Source organism: Nitrobacter vulgaris (genome assembly GCF_002028545.1).
Classification (GTDB): Bacteria; Pseudomonadota; Alphaproteobacteria; order Rhizobiales; family Xanthobacteraceae; genus Nitrobacter; species Nitrobacter vulgaris.
In genome coordinates, this window is the sequence record NZ_MWPQ01000049.1 from 55,572 (window position 1) to 72,095 (window position 16,524).

15 protein-coding genes, 1 tRNA gene and 1 pseudogene are annotated in these 16,524 nt (G+C 57.7%); 12 read left to right on the top strand and 5 right to left on the bottom strand.

The window, feature by feature from the left end:
- Nucleotides 1-375 precede the first annotated feature (375 nt).
- Nucleotides 376-1,596, top strand: a complete 1,221-nt coding sequence (locus B2M20_RS13050) for a GGDEF domain-containing protein (RefSeq protein WP_079447479.1) — start codon at nt 376-378, stop codon at nt 1,594-1,596.
- 115 nt (nt 1,597-1,711) lie between these two features.
- On the opposite strand, the gene rpoH is transcribed toward B2M20_RS13050, so the two are convergent.
- Together rpoH and B2M20_RS13060 are read right to left on the bottom strand one after the other, a co-directional pair.
- Nucleotides 1,712-2,611 carry an RNA polymerase sigma factor RpoH gene (gene rpoH / locus B2M20_RS13055; protein WP_079447673.1) on the bottom strand — a complete coding sequence of 300 codons (900 nt, stop codon included), beginning with the start codon at nt 2,609-2,611 and terminating at the stop codon, nt 1,712-1,714.
- 216 nt (nt 2,612-2,827) lie between these two features.
- Nucleotides 2,828-3,889, bottom strand: coding sequence for an RluA family pseudouridine synthase (locus B2M20_RS13060; RefSeq protein ID WP_087881182.1), 1,062 nt, complete (start codon nt 3,887-3,889; stop codon nt 2,828-2,830).
- On the opposite strand from B2M20_RS13060, the gene B2M20_RS20315 reads away from it, so the two are divergent.
- The 6 genes and pseudogenes from B2M20_RS20315 to B2M20_RS13090 all read left to right on the top strand — a co-directional run bounded on the left by B2M20_RS20315 (nt 3,888) and on the right by B2M20_RS13090 (nt 6,897).
- The gene (locus B2M20_RS20315) at nt 3,888-4,220 is read left to right on the top strand and encodes a hypothetical protein (RefSeq protein ID WP_087881183.1); all 333 of its coding nucleotides are present in this window, start codon (nt 3,888-3,890) and stop codon (nt 4,218-4,220) included. The two genes, B2M20_RS13060 and B2M20_RS20315, sit on opposite strands and share 2 nt — an antisense overlap.
- A 52-nt stretch (nt 4,221-4,272) precedes the next feature.
- A tRNA-Glu gene (locus tag B2M20_RS13070) sits at nt 4,273-4,347 on the top strand.
- Nucleotides 4,348-4,361: 14 nt separating this feature from the next.
- Nucleotides 4,362-4,639, top strand: a pseudogene (locus tag B2M20_RS13075) (potassium-transporting ATPase subunit KdpA); the annotation flags it as partial.
- A gap of 105 nt (nt 4,640-4,744) precedes the next feature.
- A complete protein-coding gene (locus B2M20_RS19145; protein WP_139372912.1) occupies nt 4,745-5,053 on the top strand; it encodes a hypothetical protein in 309 nt (102 codons plus the stop codon).
- Nucleotides 5,054-5,148: 95 nt separating this feature from the next.
- The gene (locus tag B2M20_RS19150; protein WP_338013170.1) at nt 5,149-5,550 is read left to right on the top strand and encodes a transporter; all 402 of its coding nucleotides are present in this window, start codon (nt 5,149-5,151) and stop codon (nt 5,548-5,550) included.
- 405 nt (nt 5,551-5,955) lie between these two features.
- The gene (locus B2M20_RS13090) at nt 5,956-6,897 is read left to right on the top strand and encodes an OmpA family protein (protein WP_079447483.1); all 942 of its coding nucleotides are present in this window, start codon (nt 5,956-5,958) and stop codon (nt 6,895-6,897) included.
- 94 nt (nt 6,898-6,991) lie between these two features.
- Here the strand turns inward: B2M20_RS13090 and B2M20_RS13095 are convergent, their stop codons facing one another.
- Both B2M20_RS13095 and B2M20_RS13100 read right to left on the bottom strand, forming a co-directional pair.
- Nucleotides 6,992-7,810, bottom strand: a complete 819-nt coding sequence (locus tag B2M20_RS13095) for a lytic murein transglycosylase (protein WP_079447484.1) — start codon at nt 7,808-7,810, stop codon at nt 6,992-6,994.
- A 275-nt stretch (nt 7,811-8,085) separates the two neighbouring features.
- A complete protein-coding gene (locus tag B2M20_RS13100) occupies nt 8,086-8,307 on the bottom strand; it encodes a hypothetical protein (protein ID WP_079447485.1) in 222 nt (73 codons plus the stop codon).
- 198 nt (nt 8,308-8,505) lie between these two features.
- On the opposite strand from B2M20_RS13100, the gene B2M20_RS13105 reads away from it, so the two are divergent.
- The 5 genes from B2M20_RS13105 to B2M20_RS13125 all read left to right on the top strand — a co-directional run bounded on the left by B2M20_RS13105 (nt 8,506) and on the right by B2M20_RS13125 (nt 14,201).
- Nucleotides 8,506-9,447 (top strand): IS1595 family transposase, encoded by a 942-nt coding sequence (locus B2M20_RS13105; protein WP_079447486.1) that lies wholly within the window; start codon nt 8,506-8,508, stop codon nt 9,445-9,447.
- A gap of 585 nt (nt 9,448-10,032) precedes the next feature.
- Nucleotides 10,033-10,602, top strand: a complete 570-nt coding sequence (locus tag B2M20_RS13110; protein WP_210189128.1) for a hypothetical protein — start codon at nt 10,033-10,035, stop codon at nt 10,600-10,602.
- A gap of 280 nt (nt 10,603-10,882) precedes the next feature.
- Nucleotides 10,883-12,391, top strand: coding sequence for an AIPR family protein (locus B2M20_RS13115; protein ID WP_201789026.1), 1,509 nt, complete (start codon nt 10,883-10,885; stop codon nt 12,389-12,391).
- Between the two features lie 443 nt (nt 12,392-12,834).
- Complete coding sequence (locus B2M20_RS13120; protein WP_201789027.1) at nt 12,835-13,452, top strand: hypothetical protein; 618 nt, start codon at nt 12,835-12,837, stop codon at nt 13,450-13,452.
- A 137-nt stretch (nt 13,453-13,589) separates the two neighbouring features.
- On the top strand, nt 13,590-14,201 hold the full coding sequence (locus tag B2M20_RS13125; protein ID WP_244553514.1) for a hypothetical protein: 612 nt from the start codon (nt 13,590-13,592) through the stop codon (nt 14,199-14,201).
- Between the two features lie 53 nt (nt 14,202-14,254).
- Here B2M20_RS13125 and rpoD read toward each other — a convergent pair whose 3' ends face one another.
- Nucleotides 14,255-16,411, bottom strand: a complete 2,157-nt coding sequence (gene rpoD, locus B2M20_RS13130) for an RNA polymerase sigma factor RpoD (protein ID WP_079447488.1) — start codon at nt 16,409-16,411, stop codon at nt 14,255-14,257.
- Nucleotides 16,412-16,524: the final 113 nt, after the last annotated feature.

Genomic DNA, 16,524 nt, shown 5'->3' on the forward strand with positions numbered 1-16,524 from the left:
CCTTCCCCGGGTCGGAACTCCGGACAAATTCAGGCTGATTTACCCCCGACGCAAGTCGGTTGGGTGTCCGGTGATTTCGCGAAAGGCAAACTTAATAAGGAGGGAAGTTTAAGTAGATGCCCAGCGTCCGTCCCATGATCGGACTCTACCAGACTTGGAGGAAATTCAGAGGAGCAAGTTACTCAGCGTGCGAGCGAATTGCGTGAAAATCGAACCGGGGACAGGCCACCCGGCGTTCATTATTTCAAAACCATGGATAGGAGTCTTCTCGTCACGGTGAGCTTCCATTAATCGCTACAGTTGCACGATGTCGAAAAGACGGAAAGTCGCAAAGAATACCGGGGAAGGCGGAGCGGCGCGGGCTCCGGAATTGCTATGCTGAGCGTGCCGACACTGTGGGTGGTGTTTATCGTGAACTTCCTGGCGTTGGGCCTGGTCTGGACCTACGTCATGCGGAGCTATCCGACGTTAGCGGCTGCGCCATATTGGGCAGCGGCGTCCTTCGTCGCCGCTTTTTTTACCGCAATACCCATACTGCGCGATCACGTCGATTCAATGCTGCCCCTGGTTATCGGTGGCGGCGGGGTGATCTTCGCGGTCTGCCTCTGCACGATGGGAATCCGACGCTTCTACGAACGACCTGTCTCCTGGCAAATGACTTTTGTCACGGTCGGTGTGAGCGTCGCCGGACTCTCCTTTTTCGTATATGTGCGCGACGACATGCCGATGCGTATCTTCATCTACTCAGCGGCTCAGGCGATACCGATCGCCCTGACGTTGAAAATGGTGCTGTCGCGCAGGGAGGGCCGCATCAATTCGGGAGCCCAGCTCGCGGGAATTGTTGGCGCACTTATCATCTGCATCACCGTGATTAGGTCAGTCTGCGCATTTTTCCAGATTGGCGGCGGAAAGTCCTTCGTCGACTTCAACGGTTTTCAGGCTGCCTTGACGTTAGGCCTCATGTTCCTGTCGATGGTCTGGAACTTCGGGTTCCTTTTGATGGCGATTGAGCGACTACGCAACGAGGTTGTCGACCTTGCGCTTGTGGATGATCTCACCGGTGTCGCGAACCGGCGGCAATTGCTCGGGCGGCTGGAGGAAACATGTGCACTGTCGCAGCGCAGCGGCGAACCTTTCGTGATCCTCGTGGTCGACCTCGACGGCTTCAAGCAGATCAACGATACCCACGGTCATGCAGCCGGCGACGCCTGCCTGCGGCACTTCACGCTGATGACGCAGATGCAGCTGCGGCCCGGAGATCTGCTGGCGCGTACCGGCGGTGACGAATTCTGTATCTTGTTACCCGCCACAACGCTGGGAGAAGGTGCGGAGATTGCGCGGCGCGTGCTGAATGCCTGTCGCGAAGACGCCGCCGGATGCGCCGGCGCCGATGTTCCCATCGCGGCTTCCATCGGGCTTGCTCAATGGACACAGGAGATTGGAGCCTGTTCGGAGCGTCTGCTCGCCGCAGCCGATCAGGCGCTCTATGCAGCCAAGAACGAGGGGAAAAACCGGTATGCGTCATGCGGAGACATTGCACCGCCGATTGCCCCGGATTTGCTGTCGCAACAGATTCTGTGGAATCAAAAAGCATAAGCAGCGTTGAAGACTGGAGCGCTGGCTTCCGGGCTACGAACAAACAGGCCGCGAACAAACAAAAAAGGGCCGGCGTCGCCACCGGCCCCTCATCTCAAAACGGAAGCTTCCAGCTTTAGCGGGCGGCTTCCATGGCAGCTTGTTCCTGCCGCGCGATCGAGGTCTTCACCGCTGACTGGACCTTCTCGAAGGCGCGAACCTCGATCTGCCTCACGCGCTCACGCGACACATTGAACTCGGCAGCGAGATCTTCCAGCGTCATCGGCTCATCTGCGAGGCGTCGGGCCTCGAAGATGCGGCGCTCTCGCGGATTAAGCACGCCCATTGCGCCGGTCAATGCGCGACGACGATGATCGAACTCCTCATGTTCAGCCAGGATGGCTTCCTGAGTAGGCGAATGGTCGACTAGCCAGTCCTGCCATTCGCCGGCCTCGCCATCATCACGAATCGGAGCGTTGAGCGATGCATCGCCACCAAGGCGGCGGTTCATGTCGACGACGTCCTGTTCCGTGACACCAAGACGCTTGGCGATGAGCTTGACCTGATCCGGACGCATATCGCCTTCATCAAGTGCGGAGATCTTGCTCTTCGCCTTCCGCAAGTTGAAGAACAGTTTCTTCTGGTTCGCGGTTGTGCCCATCTTCACGAGCGACCACGAACGCAGGATATACTCTTGTATTGACGCTTTGATCCACCACATCGCATATGTGGCGAGGCGAAAGCCCTTTTCGGGCTCGAATCGCTTCACCGCCTGCATCAGGCCGACGTTGCCTTCCGAAACGACTTCCGATATCGGCAGGCCGTAGCCTCGATAGCCCATGGCAATCTTAGCCACGAGCCGCAGGTGGCTGGTCACGAGATGATGCGCCGCGTCGCGGTCGTCATGTTCGCGCAAACGCTTCGCGAACATATACTCCTCGTGCGGTTCCAGCATCGGAAACTTGCGGATTTCCGCAAGGTAACGAGAAAGTCCCGATTCTCCGTTGAGAACCGGCAGGGTAGCAGTACGGGCCATGGTTGCGCCCTCCACTTGGTTCAGGCCCCCGATAGCGGCGAGCCTGGCAGGCAGTCTCTTGTGTTAAAGCTGACTACGCTGCGATGTTCCACGTTGGATGTTCAACGCAGGTGCAGCATATACTAGGCGGGTCAAAAAAAGAAGAACAAAAAGTGATTACGTTTTCGTGATAATGAATCAACTGTTTGGTATGATTGTGTTTTTTTGAAATATGCGTCATTCCGCCGCCGTCAAAGCCGATCGAAGTAAAAACAGGTCCTCCGGCAACCCTGCTTCCCAGCGCAGAATTTCTCCGGTCCGTGGATGTTCGATGACCAGAAGGTACGCGTGAAGTGCCTGCCGCCCGAGAGTGGTTAGGGCAGCCGAGGCCCGTGGCCCCAGATGATTGGCCTTGGTCTTGAAATGCGATCCATAGACGCCATCACACATCAGAGGGTGGCCGGCGTCGGCGAGATGTACCCGAATCTGATGTGTGCGGCCGGTGGCGAGTTGGCAGGCGAGAAGAGCGGCCACCGGTTTTCCGTCCCGGCCGTTGAAAGCCTGCAGTACCTCCCAGTGGGTAATCGCTTCCCGCCCGCCTGCACGTACGGCCATCTTTTCGCGTGCGTAAGGGTGCCGGTCTATCGGAGCGTCAACCGTGCCGTGGGGACGGTTCGGCAGTCCCCAGACAAAAGCCAGGTAACCGCGTCGCATCGCTCCCGTACGCCCGTGATCCGCAAATTGCGCGCTCAGCGACTTATGTGCGGCGTCATTCTTGGCGGCTACCATGAGGCCGGTGGTGTCCTTGTCGAGTCGATGTACGATGCCGGGTCGGCAGACGCCGCCGATGCCGGACAGACTCTCCCCGCAATGCGCGATGAGGGCGTTGACGAGCGTCCCGGCCTGGTGGCCTGCTCCGGGATGAACCACCAGACCTTTCTGCTTGTTAATGACGATGAGATCGTTGTCCTCGTAGATGATATCCAGCGCGATGGCCTCGCCTTTCGGTTTGGCCGATATTGCCGGGGGCACGAGGATTGTGATCGTATCTCCCGAAGCGACATGATAAGCCGGGTCGCAAACACGAGCCGGGCCGATCGCACTCTCGGCAGCAGAAACTTTTTTCACAACACTGACGCAGCCGGCGAGAATCAGGGATTTCAGGCGTGATCGCGACAAATCGGGACTGTGGACGGCAAGGACGCGGTCAAGGCGCACCGACCCCTCGTCGCCGGTGACAATGATGTCCAGCCTTTGATTGTGATCCGATGATGAGCCTTCAAGAGCTGAGCCTTGCATGACTGAGACTTTAAACTCTGAACCGACGCCGGAACAGGCCGCGCTGTTCGCGAGGGTTCGGCGGATGATGTTGATCGCTGGGCTGACCACGGCCCTCGCCGTTGGAGCCGTCCTGGTCGCCATCGGCTATCGTTTTTTTCGCGTTGAGGGAAGCAGGCCGGCGGTCGACGTCACCGCCACCCTGCCGAAGGACGCAAAGATCATCGCAACTGCGGTTACAGGTGACCGACTCGTGGTGACCCTCGATCTCGGCGGTTCCGTCCAGATACGGACGTTCGATCCGCGTACGCTGCGGTCGACCGGAACACTGAGTTTCGCACGCGAGCCCTGATATCCTGAGGTACCTTGCAGCGTATCGATTTCGGGGTTATTGCCTCCAATACGCTCCCTTCGTCTAGCGGTTAGGACGCGGCCCTCTCAAGGCTGAAACAGGGGTTCAATTCCCCTAGGGAGCGCCAATGAAATCAGTATCTTGATGAAGCTCGGCGAGATCCTGCCCGGTAGCATCGGCTCGGGCCTCGCTACCATGGTCCTCATGGCGTTGCTCGCGTGTTCGTCGCCGGTCTGATGGTTGGCCGCACATCCGAGTATCGCGGCAAGAAGATCGAAGCGCGGGAGATCAAACTGGCGCTGCTCGCGCTCCTTGTCTTTCCGGCATCGTTGTTTGGCTTCGCGGCTATGGCGGCGGTATTGCCGCCCGCGCTTGAGGGGCTTCTCAACAAGGGGCTGCACGGACTGTCTGATATCCTCCCTTCCCGTTTACGGCCTCGGCGGCCCCGTCGCGCCCTTCGTCGGCATCAAGCTGATCGACATGGCCATCGCCGCCCTCGGTCTTGCCTGAGAGGAAGGTATGCGATGAGCACGCTCGTGCTATCGGCTGCGCTCTTCGCGGCTCCTGCCATGGCACAGGATGTTGTGCCCACCGGGTCCACGCCTGATGCGCCGATCTGCACCGACCGGCCCACCAAGTCCAACTTCACCTGCACCGTGCCAAAGGGGATGGTGCAAATCGAGGCTGACACCTTCAACTGGCTGAGAACCACCGCTGCCGGTATTCGCGCCGACCAGCTGCTGTTCACCAACCCGACGTTCAAATACGGCCTGTCAGACAGCAGCGACATCCAGCTGAACGGGGGTGCCCTTCACCCAAGTGCGGACGCGTGATGCCGGCGGCAATGTCGCCTCCGTCTCGGGTTTGGGCGACATGACCGTTCGCTTCAAGCAGCGCCTGCCCCCTCGAGAGCGCCTTCCAGCTTGCCATCCTGCCGTTCATGAAACTACCCACCGCGCGCACCGGCATCGGCAACGGCAAGGTCGAAGGCGGTGTTGCCGCCCCGATCAACTATAGCGTACCGGACGGCTGGACCGTCACGCTAGGTCCACAGCTCGATGTGCTGGCCGATTTCGACGGCCGGGGCCGGCACCTTGGCGTGACAGGACTGGTGAACATCGCCAAGCAGTTCGGGCAATTCACTCTGTACAATGAGATCTGGACCAACCAGAATTTCGATCCTACCGGCACGGTACGGCAATATAGCTACGATATTGCCCTGGCCTGGCTGCCGCACCCGACGCTGCAGATCGATGTCGGGCTTAACATCGGTCTCAATCGCAACACGCCCGACGTTGTCAGCTACATCGGAATCTCCACCCGCTTCTAAGGAGATTGCCAAGCAACCTTGTGGATAACGGGATGACGGCACCTTGGTGACGCGACGACAGACTCATCCGAATCTGCTCGGATCGATGTCCGAGGCTGTTGTGCGGTTGTCCCCTTGAACACGCCTCGAAGTCGCGTTCAACCATTTAACCCTTAGAGGACATTATGGCCAAGAAAGCGAAGAAAGCGGCGAAGAAAACCGCAAAGAAAACCGCAAAGAAAAAGAAGAAGTAGTCTCAGAGGCTCGGGCGGACTTTGCTCGCCCGAGCCTTCGATGACGGCGCATGACCCGCTACGATTGCGGACGAACATGTTTTCTCCAGTCGGAACGGCGAGGATCGAAGCGAATCCCTCGCCTTCCACTTCGTATGACGTTTTCATGTGACGCTATCAAAAGGTTTGATTCATGCCGCGCCTGGCCCTCGCTGTTGCCGCTGCCATCGTCATTCACTTGATGCCGAGCCTGACCGCACCGGCCGCAGCCGCGGCGGGCGATGTTGCCAAATCGCACGATTATCCCGGTATCGGCCGCTTCAAAGGCAGCATCATCACCGGCTATGACGTGAAGGATTTCGACGCCGCAACCCTGCAGGCCGCTCCGTTCAAGGACGGCAAGGCCACCGACCCGCGCAGAGTGGAAGGCCGCATCTCCCGTATCGCTTACCGCACGGGGCCTGGTCCCTCGATTCTTGAAGTATCCCGCAATTTCGAGAGCCAACTGGCGAATGCCGGGTTCGAGACGCTGCTCGCTTGCGATGTCGAGGCCTGCGGTGGAATTCCATTCAGCGAGACAATCGGCGCGCTGCCGATACCGCAAATGTGGGTCGACGGCTTCGACTACCGCTACTATGCCGGCAGGAAGGTCGAGAATGGGCGCGAGACCTATGTCAGCGTGCTGGTCAGCAAGAACAACGACGACATCTTCGCGCAGCTCACCGTCGCCGAACGCGACGCGATGCAGAACAAGATGGTCGATGCGGCTGCGATGGCCAAGGGGCTCGGCGAGAGCGGGCACATCGCGCTCTACGGCATTTACTTCGACACCGACAAGGCCACACTCAAGCCGGAGAGCCGGCCGACCCTCGACCAGATCGCGAAGCTGCTGAGCGGTCAGCCCGGGCTCAACGTCTATATCGTCGGCCATACCGACAGCCAGGGCACACCGGCCCACAACCTCGACCTGTCGCGCCGCCGCGCCGAGGCCGTCGCCGAGGACCTCGTGCGCAATTACAAGATCGCCAAGCCCCGGCTCAACACCGCCGGCGTCGGCTTCCTCGCCCCGGTCGGCTCCAACGGCACCGACAGCGGCCGCGCGCTAAACCGCCGGGTCGAACTGGTGCAGCCATAGAGCCAGTCCGGCTTTGATGAAATCAAAGCCGGACTTTGTTTGACGCGTTTTCTTGACGCGAACCGGTGTCCACTTCGCTCGAAAAAAGCTGTCCTTACTGCCCGGCCAGCTTGTCGGCGAAAAGGCCGATGGTCTTGCGATAAACCTCGGAGCGATTCCATTCGCGCATCGCCTCGAAATTGGCTGAGCCCTCGTGATAGTCGCCACCGGCCTTCCAGCCGTTGACCCTCAACAGGTTCGCCGTCGAAGCCAGCACGTCCGGCACCGAATGCCGGAGATCGACATGGCCGTTGCCGTCGAAATCGACGCCGTACTTGATATAGGACGAAGGCAGAAACTGGGTCTGCCCGATCTCGCCCGCATAGGCGCCGACCATATCGCCGAGACGCAGGTCGCCGCGCTGCAGGATCTTGAGAGCCGCCAGCAGCTCGTGCTGAAACAGTTCGGTGCGCCGGCAATCATGCGCCATGGTCGCGAGCACCCGGAACACCGGCAGCTTGCCCATGTCGCCACGGCCGAAATCGGTTTCCAGTCCCCAGATCGCGACGACGATCTCCGGCGGCACGCCGAATTGCTTCTCGATCCGCGACAGCAGCGAGCCATTACGCGCCAGCATCGCCTTGCCGCCCTTGATGCGGCCGCCGGTGACGCGGGTCGCGGCATATTGCTCAAAACTCTTGCGGAAGGTGCCGCGCTGGCGGCGATCGAAATTCAGGACCGCCTGATCCTGCTGCACGCCGCCAAGCGCCTGCGAGATCACGTTCTGCGAGATACCATCCGCCGCGGCTTCCCGCGACATCGACGCCACGAACGTATTGAAGTCGCCGCCGCATTGCGCGGCGGAAACGGCGGTCGATGCGAGGGGGGCGGCGAGAAAGGCGGCGGCGAAGGCGATGGCGAAACGGGTTTTCATTGCAATCCCTTTTGCTGAATCGTCGCGCGTTATAGCATGACTATGGCAACGCGATGATTAACGACCGCGCGCGCGGCGCTTGCGCCGTTCGCGCCGGAAAAAATTCGCGCCGGCCTTCGGGCGTGCAAAAATACCCCTATTGTTTAGCGGCGCGGGGACGCCGTCGTGGTGATTCCGTTCTGCGCTCTCGTGAGAGGGCGCGCGGAACGCCGGGTGCTCGATGCACCCATGGCCCCGTGTGCAAAAGTAAAAGCACACGAGTATCATCGCCACGGTCACACCGGAATCATCCGGCGTTCCGCGCGCGATGGTGTTAACGGCTTGCTGCGCGAAAACCCCTGACCGCCGGCCCTGAGGTGACGATCACTCCAGGGGTCTTGCACCTCGCCGCCGCTCCCGTTGAGGGAGACGGCCGCAAGGCTGCCCCATGGCGCAAGGCGATGCGCCGGGATATCGCGCGCTGGGCCGTTCGCGCACGACGTGGCCGTCAGCCTCATCTCACTCGCGAGGTTACCCCCGCGCGATCCGAGACATCGAACGCCGCGCGCGCCCACCGCATCCCGCCCCGCCGACCGTGACGATCGCGAGCCGCCCCTCTCAGTGGGACGGGACGAATAGGAATATATACCCAATTATATACTTGACACCACACGTGCTAGGTATATGGTCCGGCTATCGAAACCGGACGCCCCGCCATGAGCCAGTTCAACGCAGCCCATTTCCAGACCGTAGAAGCGGCCCGCGAGTACCTAGAGGCTCTGCGCTGGGGTGGTGAGCGCGTCTGCCCGCATTGTGGATCACTCAATTCGTTCGCTACCAAGAAGGCCGGTATCTACCGTTGCCGTGAGAAAGAATGCCGGAAGGACTTCAGCGTCACGACCAAAAGCGTGATGGAAAGCAGCCATATCAAGCTGCACATCTGGCTTCAGGCTTTCTATCTGATGGCGTCTTCAAAGAAGGGCGTTAGCTCCCATCAACTACACCGTGCCATTGGCGTGACCTATAAGACCGCTTGGTTCCTGTCCCATCGTATCCGCGAAGCAATGCGCGCTGGTGGCCTTGTCGCCCCTATGGGCGGCGAAGGCTCGATAGTCGAAGCCGACGAAACCTATTTTGGCAACGTTCCCGAGTCCAAGCGCCGCACTAAAACTACGAGTGGCCGCCCTTTTACAAAATCGGGCCGCACAGGCCCGTCAAATAAGCGAGCAATCGTCTCACTTGTCGAGCGCGGCGGAAACGTCCGTTCCTTCCATGTCGCCGTGGCAGACGCTTCGACCGTTGCCGGTATCGTTACTGCGAACATCCATCACGAGACGCGCTTGCACACCGATGAAAGCCGCCTCTACACAAAAGTTGGCGCTCACTTCGCAACGCACGAAACGATCAATCACAGCCACAAGGAATATGCTCGCGGCGATGTGACAACCAATTCTGTCGAAGGCTATTTCTCAATCTTCAAGCGCGGCATGAAAGGCGTCTATCAGCATTGCGCTGAGAAGCACCTGCACCGCTACCTTTCAGAATACGACTTCCGCTACAACCACCGGGTTAAGCTCGGCTACAACGATGGGGAACGTGCAGACCTTGCGATCAAAGGTGCGGCTGGCAAGCGTCTGACGTACCGGCAATCTCATTAAGCCCGACTACAGCAAAGCTGCTGGCCGCTTCCTGCGCTGGCGCTCTAAGCTCCCAAAAGCAAAGCCGAAATTCGTCAAATATTGGCGGACAAAATAGCGTAGGTGGGTCTGAAACGGGACTCACTAGTGCGAAAGCCGTATAGTTCCATTCGCCTATACTGATTCGGAAACGCCTCTATCCCGGGCAGCCAATTTCGGACTGTCCGGAACAGAGGAGTAACCGCAGTGAGTAAAGGCAGTAAGATCGGTAGAAGTGCCCAAAGCGGGCGTTTCACCACCGTCAAAACGGCGCAGTCAAAGCCATCGACGCACGTCGTAGAGACGATCAAGAAGGGAAAGTAATTCCCTCTAAGTGACCAACGAGGGCGACAGTTCGGACCCGCATCCGTTTCTGTCGCCCTTTTTTGTATGCCGATTCTGAAGTCTTGGGAATCCCTCTTATGCCCCTTTGGCGGCCTTTGTTTGGTAGGTGTTGCAGTTTTGCTCTTGGTTGGTTTCAAAGGTTTATGAGGCGTTTTAAGCGCGCCCTTTAGCGCGGCCTCAAAGCGTTTTTGAACTTCCTCGGCTGTTAGCGGCTTTTCTTTTTTGGCATCCGGCATGACGCATGAACCTGACGACGAATTAATCTTCGTATCCAATAGAGCCGATACACCTTGTCACGCCGCTGTCGGACACGCAGCAAGCGCATGGTCCTGGTTCGAGCATATGGTAGACCTAACTATTGCTAAGCTTGCCGATGAAAAGATCGAAGTCGCTCTTGCTCTTATTGCGCAGATTGGCTCGATACACGCCAAATTTGACGCACTCATCGCAATTCTTCAACGGGCAGAATACTCCGGCGTCTCGCCACGAACCATCAAAAAACTCATCAGATTTTCCAATGAAGTTCGCCCCCTAACGATAAGACGAAACAGGATTATACATGACCCAGTTGTCCTTGAGCACGGAGAACCAAAAACAGTTCGCCTGACAACGAAGGGCGCAAACGGCAAATTAGTCTACACCCTCGAAAAATTCGATATGGCCGAAGTCGGAGACTTTATCGCAAAAGTCCACGACAGAACGGTTGAGTTTAAAAAACTCAGAAATGAAATTAGAGAGGCTTTAGCGGCCAAACCTCACGGAATGCAGACCGCAGAGCGTCCCGCAGAATAGCCGGATCGCAGTCCGCGATAGGATACTCAAGGAGAGTATTCACCCCCCTATTGAGGGCTTCATCGTTGATCTCGGGCGCGCCAGCTTCCGGCGCTTCGCCTTCCGCACTGGAACCGTACATTTTGTACCCTGTGGTGTAAAGTATATAATTGGGAATATATACCTAACTCTTTCGGGCGGCAAGCCTTGATGACACTAAGTTGTGGATAGAATCTTGCTCACCTAATACGAGAATGCGACGATACCTACGGCTGATCGAAGTCCAGGAAAATAGGTAGCTATGAATCCAGTTATCCAAGCTCAGGTGAGAGAATTTGCGATTGCTCACTCCTTAACCCACCGAACTGAGCCAAATCAGTTTGAGGTCTATTCGATCTTCGCAATTCTGAATGGCCTGCAAGGCGAATCGATTGATCCCAACGAAGTTCATCTAGATGGAGAAGAGTTTGGACTCGATGGCATAGCGATCTTGATTCAGGGCGAGCTAGTTAGAGATAGCCACGAGGCATCAGAAAAGCTTGCAGCTATAAATAATCCTTCGATCGAGTTCATCTTCTTCCAATCGAAGACGAGCACGACCTACGACTATGGGAATATATCCAAATTCTATGATGCTATCTCTGAGTTCTTCGATGGAGGACTTGGGAATGAGAGCGATGCGCTTTCTAATCTAACCGGGGCCATGAAGGAGGTCTATTCGAAAGGAGTAGGGAGAAAAAATCCAAAGCTATCTTGCTACTACATAACAACTGGAAACTACGATGAGCCTTCAAGGATCGAAAAGCTTCGAGCAAACTTCCGAGTCGAACTAGAACAGAAGAATATCTTCCACACGAAGGCAATGGCCATCCAATTCGTCGGCGCCAAGCAGCTTCAGCAAGCATATCGTGCCGCTACCAGCTCAATCGAAGTCGAAATCGAATTTCCACGTAACGTCGTTATGCCAACAAACGAGCATGTCGAAGATGCATACTTGGGGTTTGTAGACGCCAAGAATCTCCTGAAACTTTATACAATTAACAACGTCGAAGATGATGCGCTTGCAATCAATCGAACTGTCTTCTTCGATAACATCAGGGACTACGATGCAACCTCCAAAATTAACCTTCGAATAAAGGAAATAGTTCGGAAAGACGGAGGCAAGGAGTTCGTTTTTCGAAACAACGGCATCACCGTTGTTTCGAAAAATATTGATCGGACCGGCGACAAATTTCGCCTTGAGGATTTCCAGATAGTCAACGGCTGTCAGACCTGCAATGTAATCTTTGATTTGGTCTACGGCGACAATAATCAAAAAGGTGGAGCAGCCAATCCAACGCTTGCCGAATCCATACAAGTACCATTCCGACTTATCGGATCTAAGGACGATCAGTTCGTCTCTTCAATTATTGTTGGAACGAACAGTCAAAATTCAGTTCGCGAAGAACAATTCTGGGCGCTACGTCCATTTATGAAAAACCTCGAAGAATATTGCAGAAGTCTCGACGGCGATCAAAAGATATTCATCGAAAGACGTGACAATCAATACAGATCATCTCCAAAAATCGAACGCACTCGTATCATGCAACCTTCCGTTCTAATGAAGGCCGTTGCAGCATGTTTACTATTCCAACCTCAACGCGCCGCTCGGGACTACCGTGGTATTGTTTCAGAGTACGAAAATCGATGTTTTTGGACGATCATGACGTGCGCATCTACCACGCCGTCGCCTACCTCAACTATCGACTCGAATTTCTTTGGAGAAATCGCATCGAAAGCACATCTAAAACTTTCAGATACTATATCTTAGCCGCGATCGGTCTTCGACTAACAAAGGGAAAAGACGCGTTTGCGATAAAAAAGAAAGAACGAAAGTCGGTAGAGGAAGCACTCATTGATCTTTCAAAGGATGAGGCCGCTTTAAAGAAGGAAGTTTCAAACATCGTCAAAATCATTGAAGATCAACTAAAGAAACAAGGCATTTCCTCCCAAGAAAAAATTCGCGATACGATCCGATCTGAAAGCTTCTATTCAACCTTCAAAGACCAAATCATTAAAGAGCAAATCATTGCATAATGGTATTACGCCATTGAGAATGACGACTGGGCCAATCCGTTGATGACGCGACAGCAAATCGCGCTTACAATCTGCCCCTGCTCCAACCCTCCCCCGCAAGCGGGAGAGTGAGCGCGCTTCGAAAAGTTGAGATCCACCTCTCAAAGCGCCTCTTTCAATATCCGCTAATCTCCCCGCATGACCACATCCGCCCCCACCTCTGCCTCGACAGCTTATGACCTCTACTACCTGCAGAACGGCAAGCGTTTCTTCTGGCGCAATCCGAACCATGGCGTGACGCTGATCGACGATCGGCGCGACTCCGCGATTGTCTGGCAACCCGAAAAGGGCGAAGCGGGACGGCAGCTCTGGACCGACATCGTCTCGGTGAACATGACGTCCATGACCAGCGGCAAGGACATCGTCAACAATTGCCGCATCAATTTCCGCGATGGCCGCTTTCTCGTCGTCACCGACGGCGGCCCCTCCGGCGAGGTCGATCACGACCGCACGCCGGTCTATCGCGATTTCGTGCGCGCCTTACATCTGCGACTGGCGCAAGCGCCCGCGGGCACCATCGCCTTCAATGCCGGCGCATCCGCAGGACGCCACCGGCTCATGGTGGCGACGGGCGTCTTCGCCGCGCTGTTCTTCGTCGGCACGCCGCTGGTGCTGGTGTTCATCGTGCGGGATTGGCGCGTGTTGCTCACGCTCGCAGCCGGCGCTGCCTTCATCTGGCCGTTCTGGAAAGTGATCGAGGCCAATCGCCCGCGCAGCTACGACCCGCGCCAGCCGCCGGGCGAATTGATGGACTAATAGCGTTTTCGAGCGACGTGGAATCCTGTTCGCTCGAAAACGCTATTGAAGCAGGCCCTGGGTTTCGATTCAGGAACCCGACGCCGCTGCGTGAAAACCAGCCTCGACGTCGCGCGAGAATCCGCTATGCTCCGCACATGATCGAGCCTGCACCTGTCATGGCCTCGATGGCCTATGACCTATATTACCTGGTGAACGGCGAACGCTTGTTCTGGCGCAGCGCGGGCCATGGCGTGTCGCTGATCGACGCGGGGTACAACTCCGCCATCGCCTGGCGCAATCAGACCGGCGAGGCAGGCCGTCAGCTCTGGACTAATATCGTCTCCGTCAATATGCCAGACACCGACAGCAAGGATGCCGTCGACAAATGCCGCATCGATTTTCGCGGCGGCCGGTTTCTCGTCGTCACCGACGCGGGCATTAACGGCAAGGCTGACCGCGTCCGCGCGCCGGTCTATCGCGATTTCATCCGCACGCTGCACGAGCGCCTTGCAGACGCGCCGGAAGGCGACATCCGTTTCACCGTCGGCGTCTCGCAGACGTATCGCAACGCGATGCTGGCGCTCGGCGTCATCGCGCTGCTGCTGTTCGTGGTGACGCCCGCGGTGCTGGTGGTGGACTTTCACGAATGGCGCGCGATCGGTCCGCTGACGGCCGGCGCCACGTTCATCTGGCCGTTCTGGAAGAAGATCGGCACCAACCGGCCGCATGCCTACGACCCGCACCATCCACCGGGCGAGCCGGACTAAAGCGTCGCGCGAGCGCAACGCTTCGTGTTGCACGCGCCCGGGACAAGCGAAAGTTAGTTGTCGAGGAAGCTCCGCAGCTTGCGCGAGCGCGACGGGTGCTTGAGTTTGCGCAGCGCCTTCGCCTCGATCTGGCGGATGCGTTCGCGCGTCACCGAGAACTGCTGGCCCACTTCTTCCAGCGTGTGGTCGGTGTTCATGCCGATGCCGAAGCGCATGCGCAGCACTCGCTCTTCGCGCGGGGTCAACGACGCCAGAACGCGCGTCGTGGTTTCGCGAAGATTGCTCTGGATCGCAGCATCAATGGGGAGCACCGCGTTCTTGTCCTCGATGAAATCGCCGAGGTGTGAGTCTTCTTCATCACCGACCGGTGTTTCCAGTGACAGCGGCTCTTTCGCGATCTTGAGAACTTTCCGCACCTTCTCCAGCGGCATGCCTAGCTTTTCGGCAAGCTCCTCCGGTGTCGGCTCGCGGCCGATCTCGTTCAGCATCTGGCGCGAGGTCCGCACGATCTTGTTGATGGTCTCGATCATGTGCACGGGAATGCGGATGGTGCGGGCCTGGTCCGCGATCGAGCGCGTGATCGCCTGCCGAATCCACCAGGTCGCGTAGGTCGAGAACTTATAACCGCGGCGATACTCGAATTTGTCGACCGCCTTCATCAGGCCGATATTGCCTTCCTGAATGAGATCAAGGAACTGCAGGCCGCGGTTGGTGTATTTCTTGGCGATGGAGATGACGAGGCGCAGGTTCGCCTCCACCATTTCCTTCTTGGCCTGGCGCGCCTCGCGTTCGCCCTTCTGCACGCCCTGCACGATCTTGCGAAACTCGCCGATCTCAAGCCCGGTCAGCGCCGCGAGTTGCTGGATTTCGCCGCGCAATTCCTTGATGCGGTCCTTTTCGTGATGAACGAAATTTTTCCAACCTTTCGCGGAGAGTTTCGATACGCGGTTGAGCCAGCGGGGATCGAGCTCGGAACCCTGGTAGTTCCTTAGGAAATCCTCGCGCGCCACGCCATGGCTGTCTCCCAGCCGCAACAGGCGACCTTCGAACGAGACCAGTCTTTTGTTGATGTCGTAAAGCTGCTCGACCAGAGAATCGATACGCGCCTGGTTCAGGCGCAGCGACTTCACCTCGACGATGATCTCATCCTTCAGCTTCTTGTAGCGGCGCTCCTGGTTCGGCGAGAGCGACTCGTTCTGAAGCTGGTTGGAGATGTCGGCTTCCTGCAGACGGCGCAGTTTCTTGTAGTTGTCGGCGATCTTGTCGAATGTTTCGACCACCTTCGGCTTCAACTCGGCTTCAATGGCTGCAAGCGACATCTGGTTGTCGAAGTCGTCCTCCTCCATATCGCCTTCCGCCGCGGCCGCACCCGGATCCTTCTCGTCCAGGTCAGAGCCCCCGGCCGGCGCAGCGCGGGCGGCACGGAATGGGGTCGGTGACGGCGGTGCCGATGGGGGGGCGGTCACCGTGGATCCAACGCCCTCCTCGCCCGAGGCGGCATCGGAGGCGTCAGCCGACAACGGCTGGCCGTCGGGACCGGTCGGCGGCCCGAGCAATGCCGGGTTCATGCCGCTCTTGGCCTCGGGGCCGGCATAGGTCGCCTCGAGGTCAATGATGTCGCGCAGGAAAATCTTTCCTTCGTTGAGTTCGTCACGCCAGATGATGATGGCCTGAAAGGTCAGCGGACTTTCGCACAGCCCTGCGATCATCGCCTCGCGGCCGGCCTCGATGCGCTTGGCGATGGCGATCTCGCCCTCGCGTGACAAGAGCTCGACGGTGCCCATCTCCCGCAGATACATCCGCACGGGATCGTCGGTACGTTCGCCGGGCTCCGACTTCTTGACCTCGGTGACGGCCTTCTGAGTGACTTCGACCAACTCGTTGTCGGTCTCCTCGTCAGCCTCTTCCTTGTTTTCCTCCTCGCTGTCGGCATCCTCGGATTCCGACACGTTGATACCCATGTCGGAAAGCATCGACATGATATCCTCGATCTGCTCCGGCGAGGTGGTGTCGGACGGCAGCACCTCATTGAGCTGGTCGAAGGTGACGAAGCCGCGTTTTTTCGCCTGCTTGATCATCTTCTTGACGGCGGCGTCACTAAGGTCGAGCAACGGCGACGGCGCGTCCGCGACATCCTTTTCGGGAGCGTCGGCGGCCTTGTCGTCCTTTTCCTTTTCCCTGACCTGCAGCGTCTTTGCCTTGCTCGCCATTCACAGCTCCTGAAACGCACTCATGCGGAAACGCGCCCGCTTCCCCGTGACATCCGCGCCGCGCCCGGCGCTCTTGATCTGCGCCGCTCACGACGCACAAAGGGCGGCGCAAC

Coding starts and splice junctions, on each gene's coding strand:
- B2M20_RS13095 (WP_079447484.1), bottom strand. CDS start 7,810: ATGAAAACCCGTTTCGCCATCGCCTTCGCCGCCGCCTTTCTCGCCGCC.
- B2M20_RS13050 (WP_079447479.1), top strand. CDS start 376: ATGCTGAGCGTGCCGACACTGTGGGTGGTGTTTATCGTGAACTTCCTG.
- B2M20_RS13105 (WP_079447486.1), top strand. CDS start 8,506: ATGAGCCAGTTCAACGCAGCCCATTTCCAGACCGTAGAAGCGGCCCGC.
- B2M20_RS19145 (WP_139372912.1), top strand. CDS start 4,745: ATGAGCACGCTCGTGCTATCGGCTGCGCTCTTCGCGGCTCCTGCCATG.
- rpoD (WP_079447488.1), bottom strand. CDS start 16,411: ATGGCGAGCAAGGCAAAGACGCTGCAGGTCAGGGAAAAGGAAAAGGAC.
- B2M20_RS13090 (WP_079447483.1), top strand. CDS start 5,956: ATGCCGCGCCTGGCCCTCGCTGTTGCCGCTGCCATCGTCATTCACTTG.
- B2M20_RS13125 (WP_244553514.1), top strand. CDS start 13,590: ATGATCGAGCCTGCACCTGTCATGGCCTCGATGGCCTATGACCTATAT.
- B2M20_RS13100 (WP_079447485.1), bottom strand. CDS start 8,307: ATGAGGCTGACGGCCACGTCGTGCGCGAACGGCCCAGCGCGCGATATC.
- rpoH (WP_079447673.1), bottom strand. CDS start 2,611: ATGGCCCGTACTGCTACCCTGCCGGTTCTCAACGGAGAATCGGGACTT.
- B2M20_RS13115 (WP_201789026.1), top strand. CDS start 10,883: ATGAATCCAGTTATCCAAGCTCAGGTGAGAGAATTTGCGATTGCTCAC.
- B2M20_RS13120 (WP_201789027.1), top strand. CDS start 12,835: ATGACCACATCCGCCCCCACCTCTGCCTCGACAGCTTATGACCTCTAC.
- B2M20_RS13060 (WP_087881182.1), bottom strand. CDS start 3,889: ATGCAAGGCTCAGCTCTTGAAGGCTCATCATCGGATCACAATCAAAGG.
- B2M20_RS20315 (WP_087881183.1), top strand. CDS start 3,888: ATGACTGAGACTTTAAACTCTGAACCGACGCCGGAACAGGCCGCGCTG.